Genomic DNA, 18,465 nt, shown 5'->3' on the forward strand with positions numbered 1-18,465 from the left:
TTCGCATGGTCCGACCGCGTACACCGTTGATGCTGCTCCCCGCGATGGGCTGCGACGGGCAGCTCTGGGCGCGCCAGATCGTCGACCTCGCCGCCGTCGCACAGGTCGAGTTCGGCGACCTGTCGCAGGACGATACGCTGTCCGAAATGGCCGCACGCGTGCTCGCCAGCGCACCGCCACGGTTCGCGGTCGCGGGCGTCAGCCTCGGCGGCTACGTCGCGATGGAGATGGTGCGGCAAGCCCCCGACCGGATCGAGCGGATCGCGCTGTTCGGCACGCGCGCGTCGATGGAGGTGCGTCCGCGTACCGTCGTCGGCCAGGGCCTGCTCGCCACCGCACCGCACGCCGACCCGCGCCTGACCGCGATCGTCGCCGGCCCCGCACAGGCGATGGCGGAACGCGTCGGCCAGACCGTCTTCGAACGCCAGCAACGCGCGCTGCTTGCACGCCCCGACATCAGCGAGGCGATCGCCGCGATCCACGTCCCGACGCTGGTAGCCGTCGGCGACCGCGACCTGATCTGCACCCCCGACGACGCACGCGCGCTGAGTGCGCGGATCGAGGGCTCGCGGTTTCACATGCTGCGCTCCTGCGGCCACCTCGCACCGATGGAGCGTCCCGGCGAAGTCACCGCGCTGCTCCGCCAGTGGCTGAAGACCGGTTGATCGATCGGCTAGTCGCGGACGCGATCAAGCCGCGCATACGCCGTGCCGATCTCGACCTCGAGCCGATCCGCACGGGGATCGAGCGCGATCGCGGGAATGTCGAACGGCTCGACGTCGCTCGGGTAGTAGGTGAAGCGAAAGCTGTTCGGCCCCCCGCGGCCGAGCGGCACGACCGTCAGCACCTTGCGATCCGACAGCCTCACGACCGAAAACCGTGCCGCGTTGCCCAACTCCTCCACCGAAGCCGAGTGTCGCCCGTTGCTCATCGCGAACAGGCCGTTGGATTCGGGCCATGTCGCCCCGAGCCCCTCCGCCGGCGTACCGTCCGCATTCACGACGGTGACGGACAACCCGACGGCGGGATCACGAACCGGATTCGGCACCTGTTCGAGCCGAACCGGGCTCGGCCGGTTGTGGATGTGGATCACGTCGCCTGCGAGCGTCCAGAAACCCTCGGCCCTCATGAAGTCCGCATCGGCCTCGCCAGAGGTGATATGGTACAGCGCGCTACGGTCGGCGTTGAGGCGGACCGTCACTTTCATGCCGTCGGCGCGCTCGACATAGCGGTACGTCCCGACCAGCACGCGCTCATCCTGGATGAACACGGGAACGCTGTTCGACGGCAGTTGCGCGTCGACCGGGGCCGCCACCATCATCGCCAAGCAATACGGCCATACCCGCGAGATCGTCATGTGCTCCTGAACCACAGCGACCACGACGCGGGCGTCGTCACCGTACGCGTCTCGGCCATGCTGTAATTCAGTTCCGCGTCACTGGCATCCCGCATGACCTTGTCCAGAGTCGCGGCGGCCAGGTCGGCCGGGAGTGCCGCCTCGATCCGAACGACACCGTATGCTGCCGGCCCGATCGGCACCTGCCTGAACGCAGGCACGGTCACGCCCTCGATCGCGACGAAGCGCCGGACGTCGTCGGCCCCGCCCCAGATCGTCATGTGCTTCGAGGCGTGCACCGTCGGCGGCTGCGGATTGCTGCACCCCGCGACCGCGCCGACCGCAACCACGAGTGCCAATACCCATTTACCCTGCATGATCGGTTCCCCCCCGACGCGATGCTAGGGCGCCCGCCGCGTCATATCCAGAGGCGTGCGACTTAGATCACCACGCCTTGCAACAGCTTGGGCAGATCACCCGATTCACCGCGTGCTTCGGCCATGAAGCGGTCCTTCAGCGGCGGGATCGCGTTGACCGCGCTGATACCGAACCGACGCACGGCGCTGGCAGTCTTGCCGGGGATGCCGAACAGGCGGGTGAGCGTGTCGGTGGCGGCCGCGGTCATGAACGTGTCGAGTCCGCGCCAGCGCTGGTAGCGCGCGAGCAGCGCAGCGTCGCCGAGGTCCAGCCCGAGGCGCTTGCCCTCGACCAGCACTTCGGCGAGCGTCGCGACGTCGCGGAAGCCAAGGTTGAGCCCTTGTCCGGCGATCGGGTGGATGCCGTGGCCGGCGTCGCCGACCAGTGCGAGCCGCGTGTCGGTGATGCGCGCGGCGTGGTGGAAGCCGAGCGGGTAGCTCGACCGCGGCGTCGCCATCGACAGCGTGCCGAGGAAGCCGCCCATGCTCTTTTCCGCTTCAGCGAGGAACGCGCGGTCGCCGAGCTTGAGCATGCCGGGCGCGTTCTTCGAGTCGACCGTCCAGACGATTGCCGAGCGGTGGCCATCGGCATCGTCGGGAAGCGGGAGCAGCGCGAACGGGCCACTCGCATAGAAGATCTCGTACGCGACATCCTCGTGCGAACGCTCGTGGTGGAACGCGGCGATGATCGCGGTGTGCTCGTACGACCAGCGCGCGATCGTGATCCCCGCGGCCTCGCGCGTCGGCGAGTTGCGGCCCTCCGCGGCGATCAACAGCGGTGCGCGGATGACGTCGCCCGTATCCAGCGTGGCGGTGACGCCCGATTCGGCACGGTCGACCGTCGTCGCGCGCGTCCGCATGCGGAGATCGACATGCGGCGCGGCGGTCGCGGCGTCGAACAGCGTGCGGCGGAGCAGCTTGTTCTCGTACATCGTGCCGAGCGCGCCATCGTCTGCGGCGGGGACGAAATCGAGCGCACCGGGTTCGAGGCCATCGCTGACGCGGATCTGGCGGATCGCACAGCCCTGCCCCGCCAGCGTCGCGCCGATGCCGATCGCGTCGAGCATGCGGTGGCTCGCGCTCGCCACCGCAGAGGCGCGGCCGTCGAAGCCCGGCGCCAGCGTCACCGCGGGGTCGGCGGGGTCGATCACGATCGTCGAGATGCCGTGCACGTCGAGCGCCACGGCGAGCGTCGCGCCGACCAGCCCGCCACCGAGGATGATTACATCTGTGTCCATAGTCGCGCTTTATCCCGGTAGCCGGTCGCTGCCAACGACGTTCCCGACGCGGTTTAACCCGTGTTGCAGCGCGGTTATCTTGACGTTGACGCTGCCGGGGACGATGCATTTCTCTATTGTAGAGAATCTGGAGAATACGGGTCATGGCCAGCCGCGCGCAGCCAGCCTTGTGGCGTGAGACGGTGAAGGCGGGCGCCGTCCGCAGCGGTGCGCTGATCGCGGCGATCGCGTTGTTCGTCGGCACGCTGCTGATGGCGCTGGCGCTGGCGAGCTATCACCCAAGCGACCCCGCGCTGAACACCGCGTCGGGCGGCGACCCCGCCAATCTGGTCGGGCCGCCGGGTGCATGGTTCGCGGATATCGCGCTGACGCTGTTCGGACCCGCGGTCGCGTTGCTGCTGCCGATCGGACCGATTCTCGGGATGCGACTGTGGCGTGACGCGCCGCTCGGGCATTGGGTGCGGATGGTGCGCGGCGCGGCGATCGGCGTCGCGCTGATGGCGAGCGCGCTGGCATTCGTATCGGGGACATCGGTACTCGCACTCCCCGCTGGCTGGGGCGGCGTGGTTGGGTTGTCGGTCTCCAGCGCGGTGCACTGGGCGTTGAGCTTCATCGGCCAGCCGGTCGCCGAGCTCTGGTCCGCGCGCGCGATCGGGCTGGTCGCCGCGATCGCGGGTGCGATCGTGTGGGGCAAGAGCATCGAGATCGATCTCGGCGAGCGCAAATGGCGCCTTCCCCGCCGCAATCGGACCGAGGCGCTGGGCTATGACGGCTTCGCGGAGATCGACGAGGACGACGACGAGCCGCTGACGTTGACCCGGAAACCGGTCGAGCCGCGCGCAGTCGCCGAGCCCGACCCGCGCCCTGCCCCGGTGATCGCGGATCGCCAGAATGCGCCGTCGCAGGCCAAGCCCAAGGAGCGCCAGTCGTCGCTCGACCTGCGCGACAATTTCACGCTGCCGAGCCTCGACCTGCTGACGCCGTCGCCGCCGAGCCAGGGCAATGTGATCGATAAGGCCGGGCTCGAACGCAACGCCCGCCTGCTCGAGAACGTGCTCGACGACTTCCACGTCAAGGGATCGATCATCGAGGTCCGGCCGGGCCCGGTCGTGACGATGTACGAACTCGAACCCGCGCCCGGCATCAAGGCAAGCCGCGTCATCGCGCTTGCCGACGATATCGCGCGCAACATGTCCGCGATCTCCGCGCGCGTGGCTGTGATCCCGGGGCGCAACGTCATCGGCATCGAGCTGCCGAACGCGCGGCGCGAGGCGGTGTCGCTCCATGAGCTGGTTGGCAGCCAGACGTTCGAGGACCAGTCGGCGCAGTTGCCGATCATCCTGGGCAAGAACATCGCGGGCGATTCGGTGATCGCCGATCTCGCGCCGATGCCGCATCTGCTGGTCGCGGGCACCACCGGCTCGGGCAAGTCGGTCGGCCTGAACAGCATGATCCTGTCGCTGCTGTACAAGCTGACGCCGAATCAGTGCCGGATGATCATGATCGATCCGAAGATGCTCGAACTGAGCATGTACGACGACATTCCGCATCTGCTCTCGCCGGTCGTGACCGATCCCGCCAAGGCGGTGCGCGCGCTGAAATGGGCGGTCGAGACGATGGAGGATCGCTATCGCCAGATGTCCTCCGTCGGCGTGCGCAGCCTCGCGGGCTTCAACGACAAGGTCCGAGGGGCAAAGGCCAAGGGGCAGCCGCTCGGGCGCAAGGTGCAGACGGGGTATCATCCCGACACCGGCGCGCCGATGTACGAGGAGGAGAAGCTCGAATACGACGTGCTGCCGCAGATCGTGGTGATCGTCGACGAGCTTGCCGATCTGATGATGACCGCGGGCAAGGAGGTCGAATTCCTTATCCAGCGGCTCGCGCAGAAGGCACGCGCGGCGGGCATCCACCTGATCATGGCGACGCAGCGGCCGTCGGTCGACGTCATCACCGGCGTCATCAAGGCCAACCTGCCGACCCGGATCAGCTTCCACGTCACCTCGAAGATCGATTCGCGCACCATTCTCGGCGAACAGGGTGCCGAGCAGCTGCTCGGCAAGGGCGACATGCTCTACATGCCCGGCGGCAAGGGCATCGTCCGCGTCCACGGGCCGTTCGTGACCGATGACGAAGTGCGGCTGGTGGCGGATCACTGGCGGTCGCAGGGGCTGCCGGATTACATCTCGTCGGTGACCGAGGAGCCCGAGGAGAGCTTCGCGCTGGAGGGCTCACCGACCGGTGAAGACTCCGCGGAGGACCAGCAATATCGCCAGGCGATCCAGCTGGTCTGCGAGTCGCAGAAGGCCTCGACCTCGTGGCTCCAGCGCCAATTGCGGATCGGCTACAATTCCGCCGCGCGGTTGATCGAGCGGATGGAGAAGGACGGCATCGTCGGCCGCCCCGATCACGTCGGCCGCCGCGAAGTGCTGCGCGATACCGAGGGGCATGCAATCTAGCGTCGCCCGCGCGGCCGTTCGCCCCCCTGTTCCCTCGCGAAAGCGGGAGTCCAGGAGTCACCCGCGATATCGTCTGGACCCCTGGGCTCCCGCCGTCGCGGGAGAACTGGAAGGGGTGCGCCTCATCAAGACATACCTTTGGACAAGGGTTCCGAACAGCCGATGCCCGGTATACGGGATTGATACAGGTTACGAAAAACAGGTGGGCGTTATGGAAAATTGGCGGTTCTGTGCAGCGGCAGCGTTGACGCTCGCAATACCCGGTCAGGTCTCCGCGCAGGATACCGCCAAGCAGACCCCCGGCAGCAGTGCGACCGACACGCAGCACCGCCCGCGCTCCGGCGTGCGCCGTGACAGCGATCTCTCACCCTCTGCGCTGACCGCCGATACGCAGCGTACACCGCCCCCCGGCCTGTTCGCCGACTGGTTCGATATCCGCAAACGACTGGCCGATCGCGGTATTGGGCTCAGCGCGCGCTATGCCTCGGAAAGCGCCTATAATTTCTCCGGCGGCGACCGGAAGCTGCTGCGCGAAACCGGTCAGTTCGACGTCGGCGTGCTGCTCGATCTCGACAAGGTCGTCGGCCTCAGGGGCGGCGCGTTCCAGGCGACCGTCACCTACCGCCGTGGTCGCGATCTGGGTGCGGACGCCAATCTCGGCGTGCTGCAACAGGTGCAAGAAGTGTACGGCCGCGGCCAGACCGTCCGCCTCACACAATTCTGGTACGAGCAGAAACTTGGCGAAAAGCTCGAACTCAAGATCGGCCGCACCAATCCGGGCGAGGATTTCGCGTCCTTCTCGTGCTATTTCCAGAACCTCAGCTTCTGCGGTGCGCCGCCGGGCAATCTGAACGGCGATTACTGGCAGAACTGGCCGGTCAGCCAATGGGGCGCGCGGCTGCGCTACGACGTCAACGATCACCTCACGCTGAAGACCGCCGCCTACGAAGTGAACCCGCGCAACCTCGAAAAGGACTTCGTGATCGGCCATTTCCACGGTGCGACCGGCGCGCTGATCCCCGTCGAGGCCGAATGGCGGCGCGGCGACGACGACGGCCGAGTCGGCGCGTACAAGGTCGGCGGTTGGGTCAATACCTCGAACGGCGACGACGTGTTCTACGACCTGAACCGCCGGCCGATCGCGATCACCGGCCTCGAACCGCTGCGACGCAGCGCACGCTACGGCGTGTATTTCAACATCCAGCAACAGGTCACCGGCACCTCGAAGGACGGCAAGTCGGTCACCGGGCTCAGCGTGTTCCTCAACGCGACGCAGGCCGACCGCGCGACCTCGACCACCGACAACCAGATCGCCGCCGGGCTGTTCTACAAGGGGCTGGTACCGTGGCGGCCGAACGACATCCTCGGCTTCGGCGTGGCACGGACCAACGTGAACGGACGCGTGGCGAAGGGCCAAGAACTCGATCCGGCGCGGCCCGCGGTGCAGGATGCGGAATATGCGTCGGAAATCTATTACAGCGTCCACCCGACCAAGTGGCTCGAGTTGCGCCCGAACGTGCAGTTCATCCACAACCCCGGCGGCGTGCACGACGCGGACGACGTTGCGGTGCTCGGCCTGAAGGGCGCGATTACGCTGTAGTCCGCGCGCTCTCACGGAACTCGCCGAATTCAGTGGCGGTTCAAGCGCGGGCGGGCAACGGTCGCGCCTTGAGGAGATTTCGATGTTCAATACCCGCCCCGCGGTGATCGCGACGATCGCCGCTTTGTCCGTCGCCGCCGTGCCTGCCCCGATCGCCGCGCAGGCGACCGGTGACCTCGCCGCCGTGCAGAAGCACCTGCAATCGGTCGAGACCATGACCGCGAATTTCTCGCAGGCGGATCGCAACGGCAAGGTGCTGACCGGCGTGCTGACGCTGAAGAAGCCCGGCAAGCTGCGTTTCCAGTATGAAAAGGGCGTGCCGATCCTGATCGTCGCGGAGGGCGGCGCGCTGACCTTCATCGATTATTCGGTGAAGCAGGTACAGCGCTGGCCGATCAAGAACTCGCCGCTCGGCGTACTGCTCGATCCGACGCGCGACATCACGCGCTATGCGAAACTCGTCCCCGGCTACGACCAGCGGATCGTGTCGGTCGAGGCGAACGATCCCAAGCACCCCGAATATGGCCGGATCACGCTGGTGTTCGTCCGCAACGCGACCGCGCCGGGCGGGTTGATGCTGCAGGGGTGGGTTGCGCTCGATAGCCAGAACAACCGGACGACGATCCGCCTGACCAACCAGAAGTTCGGCGAACCGGTCAGCGACAACAGCTTCCGCTGGAACGATCCGCGCCGCACGGGTGTAAGAAAATAACATAAAATTCGTGTCATTCATGCAAGCGACAGGTTCGGCCTCCTAGAGAGTGGCTCGCGGATGTGGGGCATTCGGGATTTTTCCCCCTGTTGCCCGGATGGTTTCCCCATTTCTTGCCTGCGTGACGAACGCTGAGTTGGCCCTCGCTCCATGCCCCCGGAGCGGGGGTCTTTCGCGTAGAGCGGCAGGCAAAAAGATCTGCCTGACTCGCTCGAGCGCGGCCGACGGGCGATAGCCCGGTCGACGACATGGGCTTTGCCCGTGGCGCCTTCTGACCTTCTAAAACCGAAGCGTCGGATGCGTGGAAACCGACCCACCCCCTGCCCCTCCCTTTCAGGGATGGGAGACCGTTGCGCTTCAGACGCTTCCTTGTCCCCACCCCCCCGCAACGCTACATCGCGCCGGTGAAGATCGTCTCCTGGAACATCAACTCGGTCCGTTTCCGGATCGCCATCGTCGAACAGTTTCTGCGCGACGAGCAGCCCGACATCCTGTGCCTGCAGGAGACCAAGGTGATCGACGGCGACTTCCCGTTGGCGGCGTTCCGCGCGCTTGGTTACGAGCACATCGTCCTGCACGGCCAGCGCATGCACCACGGCGTCGCGATCCTGAGCCGAGTCCCGATCGTCGAGGACGACCGCTTCGACTGGCAGGCGAACAGCGAGGCGCGCCACATCGGCGTCCGGCTGGAGAACGGCGTACGGCTCGAGAACGTCTACGTCCCCGCCGGCGGCGACGTCCCCAATCGCGAGGTGAACCCCAAGTTCGGGCAGAAGCTCGACTTCATCGAGCGCATGACGACCTGGTCGGAAACCCTCCCCGGCCCCACCATCCTTGTAGGCGACTTCAACATCGCCCCACTCGAATCCGACGTCTGGAGCCACAAGCAGTTGCTCGACGTCGTCAGCCACACCCCCGTGGAGGTCGAGGCGCTGGGCAAGTTGCAGGCGGCCGGCGACTGGGTCGATCTCGGCCGCCATTTCCACCCCGCCCCCGCCCGCCTGTTCACATGGTGGAGCTACCGCGCGAAGGATTGGGCGGCGTCGGACCGTGGCCGCCGGCTCGATCATATGTGGGCGACCGGTGCCGCCGCCGAAGCCGCGGTATCGCACCACGTCTACGAACGCTGCCGAAGCTGGCTCAAGCCGTCCGACCACGTCCCGATCATGACCGAGTTCGCGTTTTGACCAATCCCCGCGCCGCCGCCCGCGCGGTCGATGCGCTCAGGCGCGGCTGGCCGATCGCGATCGACGGGCTAGTGCTGCTCGCGGTCGAGACGGCGGACGCGGATCGTCTGGCGGCGTTCGATCCCGACGCGAATGGCGGCGTCCTGATCTCGTCGGGTCGCGCGGCAACGTTGAAGCTCGCGAACCAGCTCCCGGCCGCGGATTCGACCGAGCCCGTGCTCGTCGATCGCGCCCCCTGGATCGACTTCGCCGCCGCGACCGCGCTGGCCGATCCGCAATTCGACTTGGCCACCCCCCTCAAGGGTCCGTTCCAGACGCTCCCGCTCGCCGATCCGGACGCGGCGGCAGCTGCCTTGCGCCTTGCCCGAATCGCGGGATTGCTGCCGGCGTTCTTCCTCGGCACGGGCGAACCCGAGGTCCGCATCGCCCGCGCAGACATCGACGCGCACGAGGATGCAAACCGACTGACACTCGCGGCACGCGCGCGGCTTCCAGTAGAAGGCGCGGAGGATGCGGAAATCGTAGCGTTCCGCAGCCCCGAAAGCGCGGACGAGCATATCGCGCTGCTGATCGGCCAGCCCAACGGCCAGCCGCCGCTGGTCCGCCTCCACAGCGAGTGCCTGACGGGCGACGTGCTCGGCAGCCTCAAATGCGACTGCGGGCCGCAGTTGCACGCCGCGATCCATGCGATCCAGGATGGCGGCTGGGGTATCCTGCTGTATCTGCGGCAGGAAGGTCGCGGCATCGGCCTGGTCAACAAGCTGCGTGCGTATGCGTTGCAAGACCAGGGCTTCGACACGGTCGACGCGAACACGCGGCTCGGGTTCGCAGTCGATGCGCGCGATTTCGGGGTGGCGGCGCGGATGCTGACGCTGCTCGGCCAACGCGAAATACGGTTGCTGACCAACAACCCCGCCAAGGTCGCCGGGCTCGAAGCGGCGGGCGTGACGGTGATCGAACGCGTGCCGCATTTCCTGCCGTCCAACCCGCACAATGCGCAGTATCTCGCGACCAAGCGCGACCGCACGGGCCACCAGTTCTGACCGAGATACCTCCCTCACGCCGCCTGATCGTGGTGTTCGGCGCGGCCGTTCGTCCCGATGGCAGCCCAAGCCCCACCCTCGCCCGCCGCATCGCGTTCGCAGCGGCGGCGGCGGCGCGATACGTCGATGCGGACCTGTTCTGCTCAGGCGCGAAGGGCACGCACGGGCCATCCGAGGCGTCGGTGATGGGGGATGTGCTGGCCGAGACAGTCGATCGGTCGCGAATCCATCTCGACGAGGCCAGCGTAGACACGTTGCAAAGCGTCGTCGCCGCGACCGCCTTCGCGCGCGCGGGCGAGTATGCGCAGTGCATGATCTGCACCGACGGCTATCATCAGCCGCGCATCCGGATGCTGTTCGCGATGCTCGGCATGCCCGCGAGCGCGATCCACGTGCCGCATGGCGGGAGCCGGCGGTACCAGCTCAAGATGCGGACGCGCGAGGCGGCGGCGATTCCGTATGATCTGGTCGCGGGGATCGGTGCGATCTGGCGACGCAAGCGGGGCTGACTGCCTGCGCGCGCAGGATTGAAATCGACGTATCACGAATCTTCCCCCCTCCCTGGAAGGGAGGGGTCGGGGGTGGGTCGGCTTCCGCATAATCGAACGCTGGTGGCTCAAGCCGCCCTACCCACCCCCATCCCCTCCCTTTCAGGGAGGGGAGCCTGCACCTTTCGGGGCTAGGCCAGAAGACGCGCCACGTCGTCGAAACTCTCCGCCAGCGCATCAACACCGATCGCCTTCAACCGCGCACCATGCTCGGCATTGCAATGCGACCCCGCCGACAAGCCGATAACATAGCCCCCCGAAGCCACCGCCCCAGTCGCCCCCACAGGCGAATCCTCCAGGATCACCGTCCGCGCGATATCGACGCCCAACTGCCGCGCCCCGAACAGATACAGATCAGGTGCCGGCTTGCCGTTCGTCACATGCTCCCGCCCGCTATAGAGATGATCGCCGAACGCATCGCGCAGGCCGATATGCTCCAGATGCCGCGCGATCCACGAAACCGGGCTCGACGAGACGATAGCCTTGGGCAAGTCGGCCGGGAGCGAGCGGACGAACGCCACTGCGCCCTCAATCGCGTCGACGCCGGCCGCCATCACGCGCTCGTCCTCGGCCTTCCGCGCGGCGTAGAAGTCTTCGGTGAGCGGCCTCCCGATCCAGCGCTCGACTGCGTCGATGAACTGCGGCCCGGCGAGCCCCATGAAGTTCGCCATCGAATCTTCGGCGCTGGTCGGGTGCCCCGCAGCGGTCAGCCATTCCGCGATGTGGCGGTTGCCGACGGCTTCGCTGTCGATCAGCACGCCGTCAAAGTCGAACAGCAGCGCGTCGAACCGAACCGGTATGCTCATGCGCCCGTCCCCCGCGCGCCGAACAACGCGCTGCCGATCCGGACATGAGTCGCGCCGATCGTCACCGCGGTCTCGAAATCGTCGGACATGCCCATGCTGAGGCCGGTCAACCCGTGATCGCGCGCGAGTTTGGCCAGCAGCGCGAAATACGGCGCCGGCTCGATGTCCGCAGGCGGCAGGCACATCAGCCCGGCGATCGGCAGGCCGGCGGCGCGCGCCTGTTCTACCAGCGCCGGCAGGTCGGCGATCGCGCAGCCACCCTTTTGCGGCTCGTCGCCGATGTTGACCTGAAGGAAACAGTCCGGCCGACGATCGCTCGCGTCCATCGCCTTCCCCAGCGCGGTGACCAGCGACGGGCGATCGACCGCATGGATGCAGTCGAACAACGCCACCGCCTCGGCCGCCTTGTTCGACTGGAGCTGGCCTATCAGGTGCAGTTCGACGTCGGGATAGGCCTCACGCAACGCCGGCCATTTCTCGGACGCTTCCTGCACGCGGTTCTCGCCGAACACGCGCTGGCCTTCGACGAGCAGCGGTTCGATCGCCTCGACCGGATGCGTCTTGGAGACCGCGATCAGCGTCACGTCGTCCGCGCGGCGATCCGCAATCTCGGCGGCCTTGGCGATCCGGCTGCGGATAGCCTGCAATTTGGTGGTGTCGTCAGCAATCATGCGGCGCGCTATAGGCAGCGGCGTGGCCCGTCGTAACCCCATTCCCGCGCGCTGGCTGATGACCGACGAGCGGATGGGCGACGCCTTGTGGCGTGCGCTCAGGCGGTTGCCGCCCGGATCAGGGGTGGTGTTTCGGCATTATGCCACGGCCGAGCGAGAACGGCGGGTATTGCTGCGGCGGGTCAAGCACGTCGCCCAAGCACGGCGGCTAGTCGTTGTGGTGGGGGGAAAGCCTGTGATCGCGGCCGCCGGCGTGCATGGTCGGGCACAGACTCACGGGATCAGAACCTGGCCAGCGCACTCGAGAAGCGAAGCCTTAGCTGGCAAGCGCGCCGGGGCTGATGCCCTGTTCGTTTCGCCGGTTCATCCCACCCGGTCGCACGACGGCGCGGCGGGGATCGGTCCAGCGCGGGCGATGCGAATCGGAAGAGGACTGGGGATACCAATGATCGCGCTAGGCGGAATGACCGAGTCGCACTGGCGGCGCATCCAGCGTTTCGGCTTCCACGGCTGGGCCGCGATCGATGCCTGGATCCGTTAGGTGCTAAGCGAGAACGAACACCCCGTCGCTTACCCAACCCCCGTCATCCCAGCGAAAGCTGGGATCTCACACTGGGGCCCACGTCACCCGTATCGAAGAATACCCTAGCAAGGTCCCCCGACCGTTCAGAAACTCCAGCAAAGTACCACTTTACTGGACGCTTAGAAGCGGAAGGCGGTGCCCAGATACACGGCTTGGCTGTCACGACGGTCGTCATCGACCTTCACGAAGCGCTCGCGGTCCGACCGATACCGCACGCCAGCCGTCACCGCGAGGCTACGCGTCAACGCGTAGGACCCGCCAAGATCGACCGAATAGCTCGGCGCGTCCTCGACGAGGCGCGGCGCGCTCGACAGCGGGCGATCCGCCGCAGCCTTCACCGTGCCGCTGAAGCGCTTGGCGCTATAGCTCACCGCAAGGTCAGCCGCCTCGCGCCCACCCGGCATCACGCCGAGATCGAGCTTGTTCACGTCACCCGAGATCGCGAACCGCTTCCAGCCGACCGACATGCCGAGGTTGTAGGCGATCGGCGCAATACCGACGGTCGGCGTGGTCGAAGCGAGGCTGGCCGTGTTCGCGACACCGCGGTTGGTCTGCGCACGGACCGCAACGGTCACAGCGCGGTTATCCTGGCGCGTCTCGGCGGGCGTGAACTTGAAGCTGCCGGCGTCGAAGCCACCGCGCGCGAACATCGCGGCAAGGCGGGGGTCGGCGGCGGCCGGGGTAAACGATCCGATACCGCGAACCGCGGCGACGTTATGCTTGGCGATCCGGGCGGGCTGTTCGCTGGCGCCGAAGGCAGGCGCGACGATTGCGGCGGTGGCGACAAGCGCCCCGGCAACCACCCCAACTATTCCCCCACGCGTCATCACAACGAATCTGTCCTTCGAATCCCGTAATCGGATCCTGTTAAACCGCATCTAACATGAATTGATCCACAGCAAAGGCCGCAGAACCGCCCATTCCCACCCTTCGTCGCCGAATTGTCGGACAGTGTTGCAATCAGCACACAGATCGCCGCGATAGCGCTACCGGATCGGTTGCTCTCCCAGTCGACGCAGCCCCCCGCGCATACGCTCGTCGCGCACGCCGGCGTCTGCTTGCGGGCGCGCGGGCTCGCCTGTAGAGCAAGGGCTGATTTTCTTGCCAGGATGATGCCCATGTTCCGCCGCTCGCGTATCGCAGTCGTGCTGTTTGCCCTGCCTCTCGTCGCTTGCGGCGGCGGATCGGCGCGTCCCAAGGCGGATCTCGCCGCGTCGAAGATCACGACGATCGGCGTGAACAGCTATCTATGGCGCGCGAGCCTCGACACGCTCGGCTTCATGCCGTTGCTCCAGACCGATTCCAACGGCGGCGTGATCGTCACCGACTGGTACATCAATCCGCAGACCCCGACCGAGCGCATGAAGGTCACCGTCTCGATCCTCGACCAGGATCTGCGCGCCGATGCGCTGCGCGTTGCGGCCCTCCGCGAAGTCAATCGCAACGGCCAGTGGGTGTCGTCACCGGTCCAGGCCGCGACCACGCAGAAGCTCGAGGACATCATCCTGACCAAGGCCCGCGACCTGCGCCGCGCCTCGATCGCGGGCTGAGGACGACATAATGGCGTCGCGTTTCAATGCGTTGAAGGCGGACGCGGCGTGGCAGAAGGTCTGGGACGAGCGCAAGACGTTCGCCGCGGACGACCTGTCGACCAAGCCGCGCTCGTACGTCCTCGAGATGTTCCCCTATCCGTCGGGGCGCATCCACATGGGGCACGTCCGGAACTACACGATGGGCGACGTGCTCGCGCGGTTCCGTCGGATGAAGGGCATGGAAGTGCTCCATCCGATGGGCTGGGACGCGTTTGGCATGCCCGCCGAAAACGCAGCGATGGAAAAGGGCGTGCATCCGGGCACCTGGACGCGTGCCAACATCGCAACGATGAAGGCGCAGCTGAAGCGCCTGGGCTTCGCGCTCGACTGGACGCGCGAACTGGCGACCTGCGAGCCAGACTATTACGGCCACGAGCAGGCGCTGTTCCTCGACCTGTTCGCGGCGGGGCTCGTGTACCGCAAGGAATCGGCGGTAAACTGGGATCCGGTCGACATGACCGTGCTCGCCAACGAGCAGGTGATCGACGGTCGCGGCTGGCGCTCGGGCGCGCTGGTCGAGCGGCGGAAACTGTCGCAGTGGTTCCTGAAGATCACCGACTTCGCCGACGAACTGGTCGACGGGTTGGGCGCGCTCGAGCACTGGCCCGACAAGGTCAAGCTCATGCAGGAAAACTGGATCGGCCGCAGCCAGGGCCTGCAGTTCAAGTTCGCGCTGGCGGGCAACGCGACCGACATCGGCTCGGTCGAGGTCTTCACCACCCGTCCCGACACGATGTTCGGCTCCAGCTTCGTCGCAGTCGCCGCCGATCACCCGATCGCGCGCGCCATCGCCGAGACGAACCCCGACGCCGCAGCCTTCATCGAACTCTGCAAGCGTGGCGGCACCACCGCGGCCGAACTCGATACACAGGAAAAGCTCGGCTTCGACACCGGCATCCGCGCGGTGCATCCGCTCGACAAGACGTGGCACCTCCCCGTCTACATCGCGAACTTCGTGCTGATGGAATACGGCACCGGCGCTGTGTTCGGCGTCCCCGCGCATGACCAGCGCGATCTCGATTTCGCGCGCAAATACGACCTACCCGTCAAGCGCGTCGTCAGCGAAGGCGATGACGAAGCCCCCGTGTTCGTCGGCGACACCGCCTGGACCGGCGCCGGCACTATCGTGAACTCGCACTTCCTCGATGGGCTCGACATTGAGGACGCCAAGCGCGTCGTGATCGAACGCGCCGAGGGCGAAGGCTGGGGCAAGGGCACGACCGTGTTCCGCCTGCGCGACTGGGGCGTCAGCCGCCAGCGTTACTGGGGCACACCGATCCCGATCATCCACTGCGACGCATGCGGCGCAGTGCCGGTGCCCAAGGACCAGCTGCCGATCGTGCTGCCCGAGGACGTCAGCTTCGACATCCCCGGCAACCCGCTCGATCGCCATCCGACCTGGAAGCACGTCCCCTGCCCGTCCTGCGGTGCGAACGCGCGGCGCGAGACCGATACGCTCGACACGTTCGTCGATTCGTCGTGGTATTTCATCCGCTTCGCCAGCCAGCCGGACGCGAAACCGTTCGACCGGACGGGCGCGGAGAAGTGGCTGCCGGTCAACCAGTATATCGGCGGCGTCGAGCACGCGATCCTGCATCTGCTCTACGCGCGGTTCTGGACGCGCGCGCTGAAGCACATTGGCATGCTCGACATCGCCGAGCCGTTCGCCGGGCTGTTCACCCAAGGTATGGTCACGCACGAGACGTATAGCCGAGGCGACGCCGGCGACGCGCAGCCGGAGACCGACACCGACGACGACGATTCGAGCGACGCGCCGGTGAAGACGAAGTGGCTGTCTCCCGACGAAGTCCGCAAGACCGATGCGGGGTATATCGAGATCGCGACCGGAGGCCCCGTCACGGTCGGTCGTGTGACGAAGATGTCGAAGTCGAAGAAGAACACCGTCGATCCCGAGCCGATCGTCGACCAGTATGGCGCCGACGCGGTGCGCTGGTTCGTGCTCTCCGACTCGCCGCCCGAACGCGATCTACCTTGGAGCGAGTCCGGCATCGAAGGCGCGTGGCGGTTCGTCCAGCGTCTCTGGCGCCTGATCGAGTCCGACGACGCAGCCAAGGCCGAGGGCGACGACATCGCCTTGCGCAAACTCTGCCACCGCACGACCGTCGGTATCGAGAGCGATATCAACGCCTTGCAGTTCAACAAGGCGGTCGCACGACTCTATTCCCTATGCAGCGCGATCGAGAAGGCGGCGCCCTCCGCAGACCGCGAACAGGCGATCCGCACGCTGCTGCTGCTCGTCAGCCCGATGGTTCCGCACGTCGCCGAAGAAGCCTGGGCGACTGCGGGCAATGACGGCCTGATCGCCGACGCCGCCTGGCCGATCGTCGATCCGGCGATGCTGGTCGACGACGAGGTGACCATTGCGGTGCAGGTCAACGGCAAGCTCCGCGACACTCTCGTCTTCCCCAAGGGCGCGCCGAAGGACGAGGTCGAAGCCGCCGCGCTCGCCTCCGAAAAGATCGTCCGCCTGCTCGAGGGCAAGCCGCCCCGGAAAGTGATCGTCGTGCCCGACCGTCTCGTGAACATCGTCGCATGAAGCGCCTAGCGATCCTTAGCGCACTCGTGCTGGCCCCCGCACTGTCCGGCTGCGGCCTGCACCCGCTCTATGCCGGCGGCAGCAGCGGTCCGGTCGCGGGTGCGCTCGGCCAGGTTGAGATCGCGCCGATCGCGGGCAAGAACGGCTGGCTCATGGCCACCGCGCTGCGCGATCGCCTGCCCTCGAACGGCGCACCGGCGCTCTACCGGATCGACATCCGCCTCGACGACACGATCAGCGGCCTCGGCGTGCGCACCGACGACAGTGTCTCGCGCGAACGCCGCACGTTGCGCGCACGCTATCAACTCGTCCGGATCGGCGACAATTCGGTGCTGCTCGACGCGACCGCGGGCTCCGACGCGGGCATCGACGTCGTCCGCTCGGAATATGCAACGATCGCCGCCGAGAACACCGCGCTCGAACGCCTGTCGCAGATCGTCGCCGACCAGATCGTCGCGCGTGTCGCCCTGTATGCGCGCAACACGCCTGCGGTCGCCGCGGCGCAGGCCACCACGCCCGCAAAGTGAAGGCCAGCGCCGGCCAGATCCGCGGTGCGCTGGCCAAACCGGGCGGTGACATCCGCCTGTACCTGCTCCACGGCCCCGACGAGGCCGGCGCAAGCGACCTCGCCCGCGTGCTGGCAAAGGCGATGGGCGCGGACGCCGAACGCGTCGATCTCGACGGCTCGACGCTCAAGAGCGACCCCGGCCGGCTGACCGACGAAGCCGCGTCGCTGTCGCTGTTTGCAGGCGCAAGGTTCGTCCGCGTCGCGTCGGCCGGCGAGGAAAGCCTCGAAGCCTTCACCAACCTCTTGGCGGCCGAACGCGTCGGCAACCCCGTCGTCGCGATCGCTCCGACCGTCAAATCCAACGCCAAAATCGTCAAGCTCGCGATCGACTCCCCACGCGCGTTGGCGTTCGCCTGCTACGCCCCGACCGCGCAGGACGCCGAGCGCCTTGCGACGACGATCGCCAACGAGAACGGCCTCCGCCCCGCCCCCGGCGTCGCCCGCCGCCTGGTCGATACGACCGGAGGCGACCGCGCCGTCATTTCGCGCGAGATCGAGAAGCTCGCACTCTACCTCGACGCCGCGCCCGATCGGCCTGCGGACCTCGATCACCACGCACTCGATGCGGTCGGCGCAGACCTCGGCGATGCGGAAATGAGCCGTGCGATCAATGCCGTCATCGAAGGCCGGGTCGACGATCTCGGTGCCGAACTCGCCGTGCTCGAAGAAGCGGGCACGTCGCCGATCCCCTGGCTCCGCCAACTCGTCCGCCGCCTGATCGCTCTCGCCGACATGCGTGGCGAAATCGACCGCGGCGAAGCAGTCGACGCAGTGATGAAACGCCACAGGGTGTTCTTCAAGGAAGAGGCCAGCACCGCGCGGTCCTTGCGCCGCTGGTCACCGGTAATGCTCGCCACCGCAATCCAGCGCGTCCGGACCGCCGAGCGCGCGATCATGGCGTCGGGGAATGCTGGCGGTGTGGTGGCGGAGGCAGCGGTGGTGGCGCTATCGCAAGCGATCGCACGGCGGAACTAACGCATCTGCCCCCTCCCCGTTCGTGCTGAGTAGAGACCGAGTAGCTCCGTCAGGAGCGTATCGAGGGCTCGTATCGAAGCATGGGTTCCGCGCGCCAACCCGTCCTTCGATACGCCATCTCGATACGCGGCGATGCCGCTACTCGACGGCTACTCAGGACGAACGGGGTTGAGATCC

The 18,465-nt window shown here is 66.9% G+C and carries 18 protein-coding genes; 12 read left to right on the forward strand and 6 right to left on the reverse strand.

From position 1 onward, the window contains the following. The first annotated feature begins 5 nt into the window (after positions 1 to 5). Positions 6 to 665: an alpha/beta fold hydrolase gene (locus J4O76_RS17015; RefSeq protein WP_107954153.1), complete on the forward strand. Its 660-nt coding sequence runs from the start codon at positions 6 to 8 to the stop codon at positions 663 to 665. Positions 666 to 673: 8 nt separating this feature from the next. Here J4O76_RS17015 and J4O76_RS17020 read toward each other — a convergent pair whose 3' ends face one another. The 3 genes from J4O76_RS17020 to J4O76_RS17030 form a co-directional block, all read right to left on the reverse strand. Beyond that, on the reverse strand, positions 674 to 1,357 hold the full coding sequence (locus J4O76_RS17020; protein WP_426283041.1) for a hypothetical protein: 684 nt from the start codon (positions 1,355 to 1,357) through the stop codon (positions 674 to 676). Further along, positions 1,354 to 1,713 carry a hypothetical protein gene (locus J4O76_RS17025; RefSeq protein ID WP_426283042.1) on the reverse strand — a complete coding sequence of 120 codons (360 nt, stop codon included), beginning with the start codon at positions 1,711 to 1,713 and terminating at the stop codon, positions 1,354 to 1,356. Before J4O76_RS17025 ends, J4O76_RS17020 begins: the two co-directional genes overlap by 4 nt. Positions 1,714 to 1,775: 62 nt before the next feature. Further along, positions 1,776 to 2,990: a UbiH/UbiF/VisC/COQ6 family ubiquinone biosynthesis hydroxylase gene (locus J4O76_RS17030; protein WP_426283043.1), complete on the reverse strand. Its 1,215-nt coding sequence runs from the start codon at positions 2,988 to 2,990 to the stop codon at positions 1,776 to 1,778. Positions 2,991 to 3,133: 143 nt separating this feature from the next. On the opposite strand from J4O76_RS17030, the gene J4O76_RS17035 reads away from it, so the two are divergent. The 6 genes from J4O76_RS17035 to J4O76_RS17060 all read left to right on the forward strand — a co-directional run bounded on the left by J4O76_RS17035 (position 3,134) and on the right by J4O76_RS17060 (position 10,497). Next, positions 3,134 to 5,446 carry a DNA translocase FtsK gene (locus J4O76_RS17035; RefSeq protein ID WP_426283044.1) on the forward strand — a complete coding sequence of 771 codons (2,313 nt, stop codon included), beginning with the start codon at positions 3,134 to 3,136 and terminating at the stop codon, positions 5,444 to 5,446. A gap of 211 nt (positions 5,447 to 5,657) precedes the next feature. Further along, positions 5,658 to 7,046, forward strand: a complete 1,389-nt coding sequence (locus J4O76_RS17040) for a carbohydrate porin (RefSeq protein WP_426283045.1) — start codon at positions 5,658 to 5,660, stop codon at positions 7,044 to 7,046. Positions 7,047 to 7,128: 82 nt separating this feature from the next. Then, complete coding sequence (locus tag J4O76_RS17045) at positions 7,129 to 7,758, forward strand: LolA family protein (RefSeq protein ID WP_426283046.1); 630 nt, start codon at positions 7,129 to 7,131, stop codon at positions 7,756 to 7,758. 404 nt (positions 7,759 to 8,162) lie between these two features. After that, entirely contained in the window at positions 8,163 to 8,945 is a 783-nt protein-coding gene (locus J4O76_RS17050) for an exodeoxyribonuclease III (protein ID WP_426283047.1), read from the forward strand. After that, complete coding sequence (gene ribA, locus J4O76_RS17055; RefSeq protein WP_426283048.1) at positions 8,942 to 9,988, forward strand: GTP cyclohydrolase II; 1,047 nt, start codon at positions 8,942 to 8,944, stop codon at positions 9,986 to 9,988. The genes J4O76_RS17050 and ribA overlap by 4 nt, the downstream gene beginning before the upstream one ends. 29 nt (positions 9,989 to 10,017) lie before the next feature. Next, positions 10,018 to 10,497: a YdcF family protein gene (locus J4O76_RS17060; RefSeq protein ID WP_426283049.1), complete on the forward strand. Its 480-nt coding sequence runs from the start codon at positions 10,018 to 10,020 to the stop codon at positions 10,495 to 10,497. 170 nt (positions 10,498 to 10,667) lie between these two features. Here J4O76_RS17060 and J4O76_RS17065 read toward each other — a convergent pair whose 3' ends face one another. Both J4O76_RS17065 and J4O76_RS17070 read right to left on the reverse strand, forming a co-directional pair. Next, complete coding sequence (locus J4O76_RS17065; RefSeq protein ID WP_426283050.1) at positions 10,668 to 11,342, reverse strand: HAD family hydrolase; 675 nt, start codon at positions 11,340 to 11,342, stop codon at positions 10,668 to 10,670. Then, a complete protein-coding gene (locus tag J4O76_RS17070; RefSeq protein WP_426283051.1) occupies positions 11,339 to 12,013 on the reverse strand; it encodes a YggS family pyridoxal phosphate-dependent enzyme in 675 nt (224 codons plus the stop codon). The genes J4O76_RS17065 and J4O76_RS17070 overlap by 4 nt, the downstream gene beginning before the upstream one ends. A 22-nt stretch (positions 12,014 to 12,035) precedes the next feature. Here J4O76_RS17070 and J4O76_RS17075 point away from each other — a divergent pair, with 22 nt between their 5' ends. Then, the gene (locus J4O76_RS17075) at positions 12,036 to 12,554 is read left to right on the forward strand and encodes a thiamine phosphate synthase (protein ID WP_426283052.1); all 519 of its coding nucleotides are present in this window, start codon (positions 12,036 to 12,038) and stop codon (positions 12,552 to 12,554) included. Positions 12,555 to 12,715: 161 nt separating this feature from the next. Here J4O76_RS17075 and J4O76_RS17080 read toward each other — a convergent pair whose 3' ends face one another. Continuing rightward, entirely contained in the window at positions 12,716 to 13,423 is a 708-nt protein-coding gene (locus tag J4O76_RS17080; RefSeq protein WP_192976718.1) for a hypothetical protein, read from the reverse strand. Positions 13,424 to 13,714: 291 nt separating this feature from the next. On the opposite strand from J4O76_RS17080, the gene J4O76_RS17085 reads away from it, so the two are divergent. Genes J4O76_RS17085 through holA form a run of 4 tightly spaced genes read left to right on the forward strand, consistent with a single transcriptional unit; the run spans position 13,715 to position 18,288 of the window. After that, entirely contained in the window at positions 13,715 to 14,146 is a 432-nt protein-coding gene (locus J4O76_RS17085) for a DUF3576 domain-containing protein (protein WP_056053843.1), read from the forward strand. A 10-nt stretch (positions 14,147 to 14,156) separates the two neighbouring features. Then, a complete protein-coding gene (gene leuS / locus J4O76_RS17090; protein WP_426283053.1) occupies positions 14,157 to 16,745 on the forward strand; it encodes a leucine--tRNA ligase in 2,589 nt (862 codons plus the stop codon). Continuing rightward, positions 16,742 to 17,272, forward strand: coding sequence for an LPS assembly lipoprotein LptE (gene lptE, locus J4O76_RS17095; protein WP_426283054.1), 531 nt, complete (start codon positions 16,742 to 16,744; stop codon positions 17,270 to 17,272). The genes leuS and lptE overlap by 4 nt, the downstream gene beginning before the upstream one ends. After that, complete coding sequence (gene holA / locus J4O76_RS17100) at positions 17,269 to 18,288, forward strand: DNA polymerase III subunit delta (protein ID WP_426283055.1); 1,020 nt, start codon at positions 17,269 to 17,271, stop codon at positions 18,286 to 18,288. Before lptE ends, holA begins: the two co-directional genes overlap by 4 nt. Positions 18,289 to 18,465 lie beyond the last annotated feature (177 nt).

The organism is Sphingomonas sp. NFX23 (assembly GCF_049887795.1).
Taxonomy (GTDB): Bacteria; Pseudomonadota; Alphaproteobacteria; order Sphingomonadales; family Sphingomonadaceae; genus Sphingomonas.

Coding starts and splice junctions, on each gene's coding strand:
- J4O76_RS17015 (WP_107954153.1), top strand. CDS start 6: ATGGTCCGACCGCGTACACCGTTGATGCTGCTCCCCGCGATGGGCTGC.
- J4O76_RS17020 (WP_426283041.1), bottom strand. CDS start 1,357: ATGACGATCTCGCGGGTATGGCCGTATTGCTTGGCGATGATGGTGGCG.
- J4O76_RS17025 (WP_426283042.1), bottom strand. CDS start 1,713: ATGCAGGGTAAATGGGTATTGGCACTCGTGGTTGCGGTCGGCGCGGTC.
- J4O76_RS17030 (WP_426283043.1), bottom strand. CDS start 2,990: ATGGACACAGATGTAATCATCCTCGGTGGCGGGCTGGTCGGCGCGACG.
- J4O76_RS17035 (WP_426283044.1), top strand. CDS start 3,134: ATGGCCAGCCGCGCGCAGCCAGCCTTGTGGCGTGAGACGGTGAAGGCG.
- J4O76_RS17040 (WP_426283045.1), top strand. CDS start 5,658: ATGGAAAATTGGCGGTTCTGTGCAGCGGCAGCGTTGACGCTCGCAATA.
- J4O76_RS17045 (WP_426283046.1), top strand. CDS start 7,129: ATGTTCAATACCCGCCCCGCGGTGATCGCGACGATCGCCGCTTTGTCC.
- J4O76_RS17065 (WP_426283050.1), bottom strand. CDS start 11,342: ATGAGCATACCGGTTCGGTTCGACGCGCTGCTGTTCGACTTTGACGGC.
- J4O76_RS17070 (WP_426283051.1), bottom strand. CDS start 12,013: ATGATTGCTGACGACACCACCAAATTGCAGGCTATCCGCAGCCGGATC.
- J4O76_RS17080 (WP_192976718.1), bottom strand. CDS start 13,423: ATGACGCGTGGGGGAATAGTTGGGGTGGTTGCCGGGGCGCTTGTCGCC.
- J4O76_RS17085 (WP_056053843.1), top strand. CDS start 13,715: ATGTTCCGCCGCTCGCGTATCGCAGTCGTGCTGTTTGCCCTGCCTCTC.
- leuS (WP_426283053.1), top strand. CDS start 14,157: ATGGCGTCGCGTTTCAATGCGTTGAAGGCGGACGCGGCGTGGCAGAAG.
- lptE (WP_426283054.1), top strand. CDS start 16,742: ATGAAGCGCCTAGCGATCCTTAGCGCACTCGTGCTGGCCCCCGCACTG.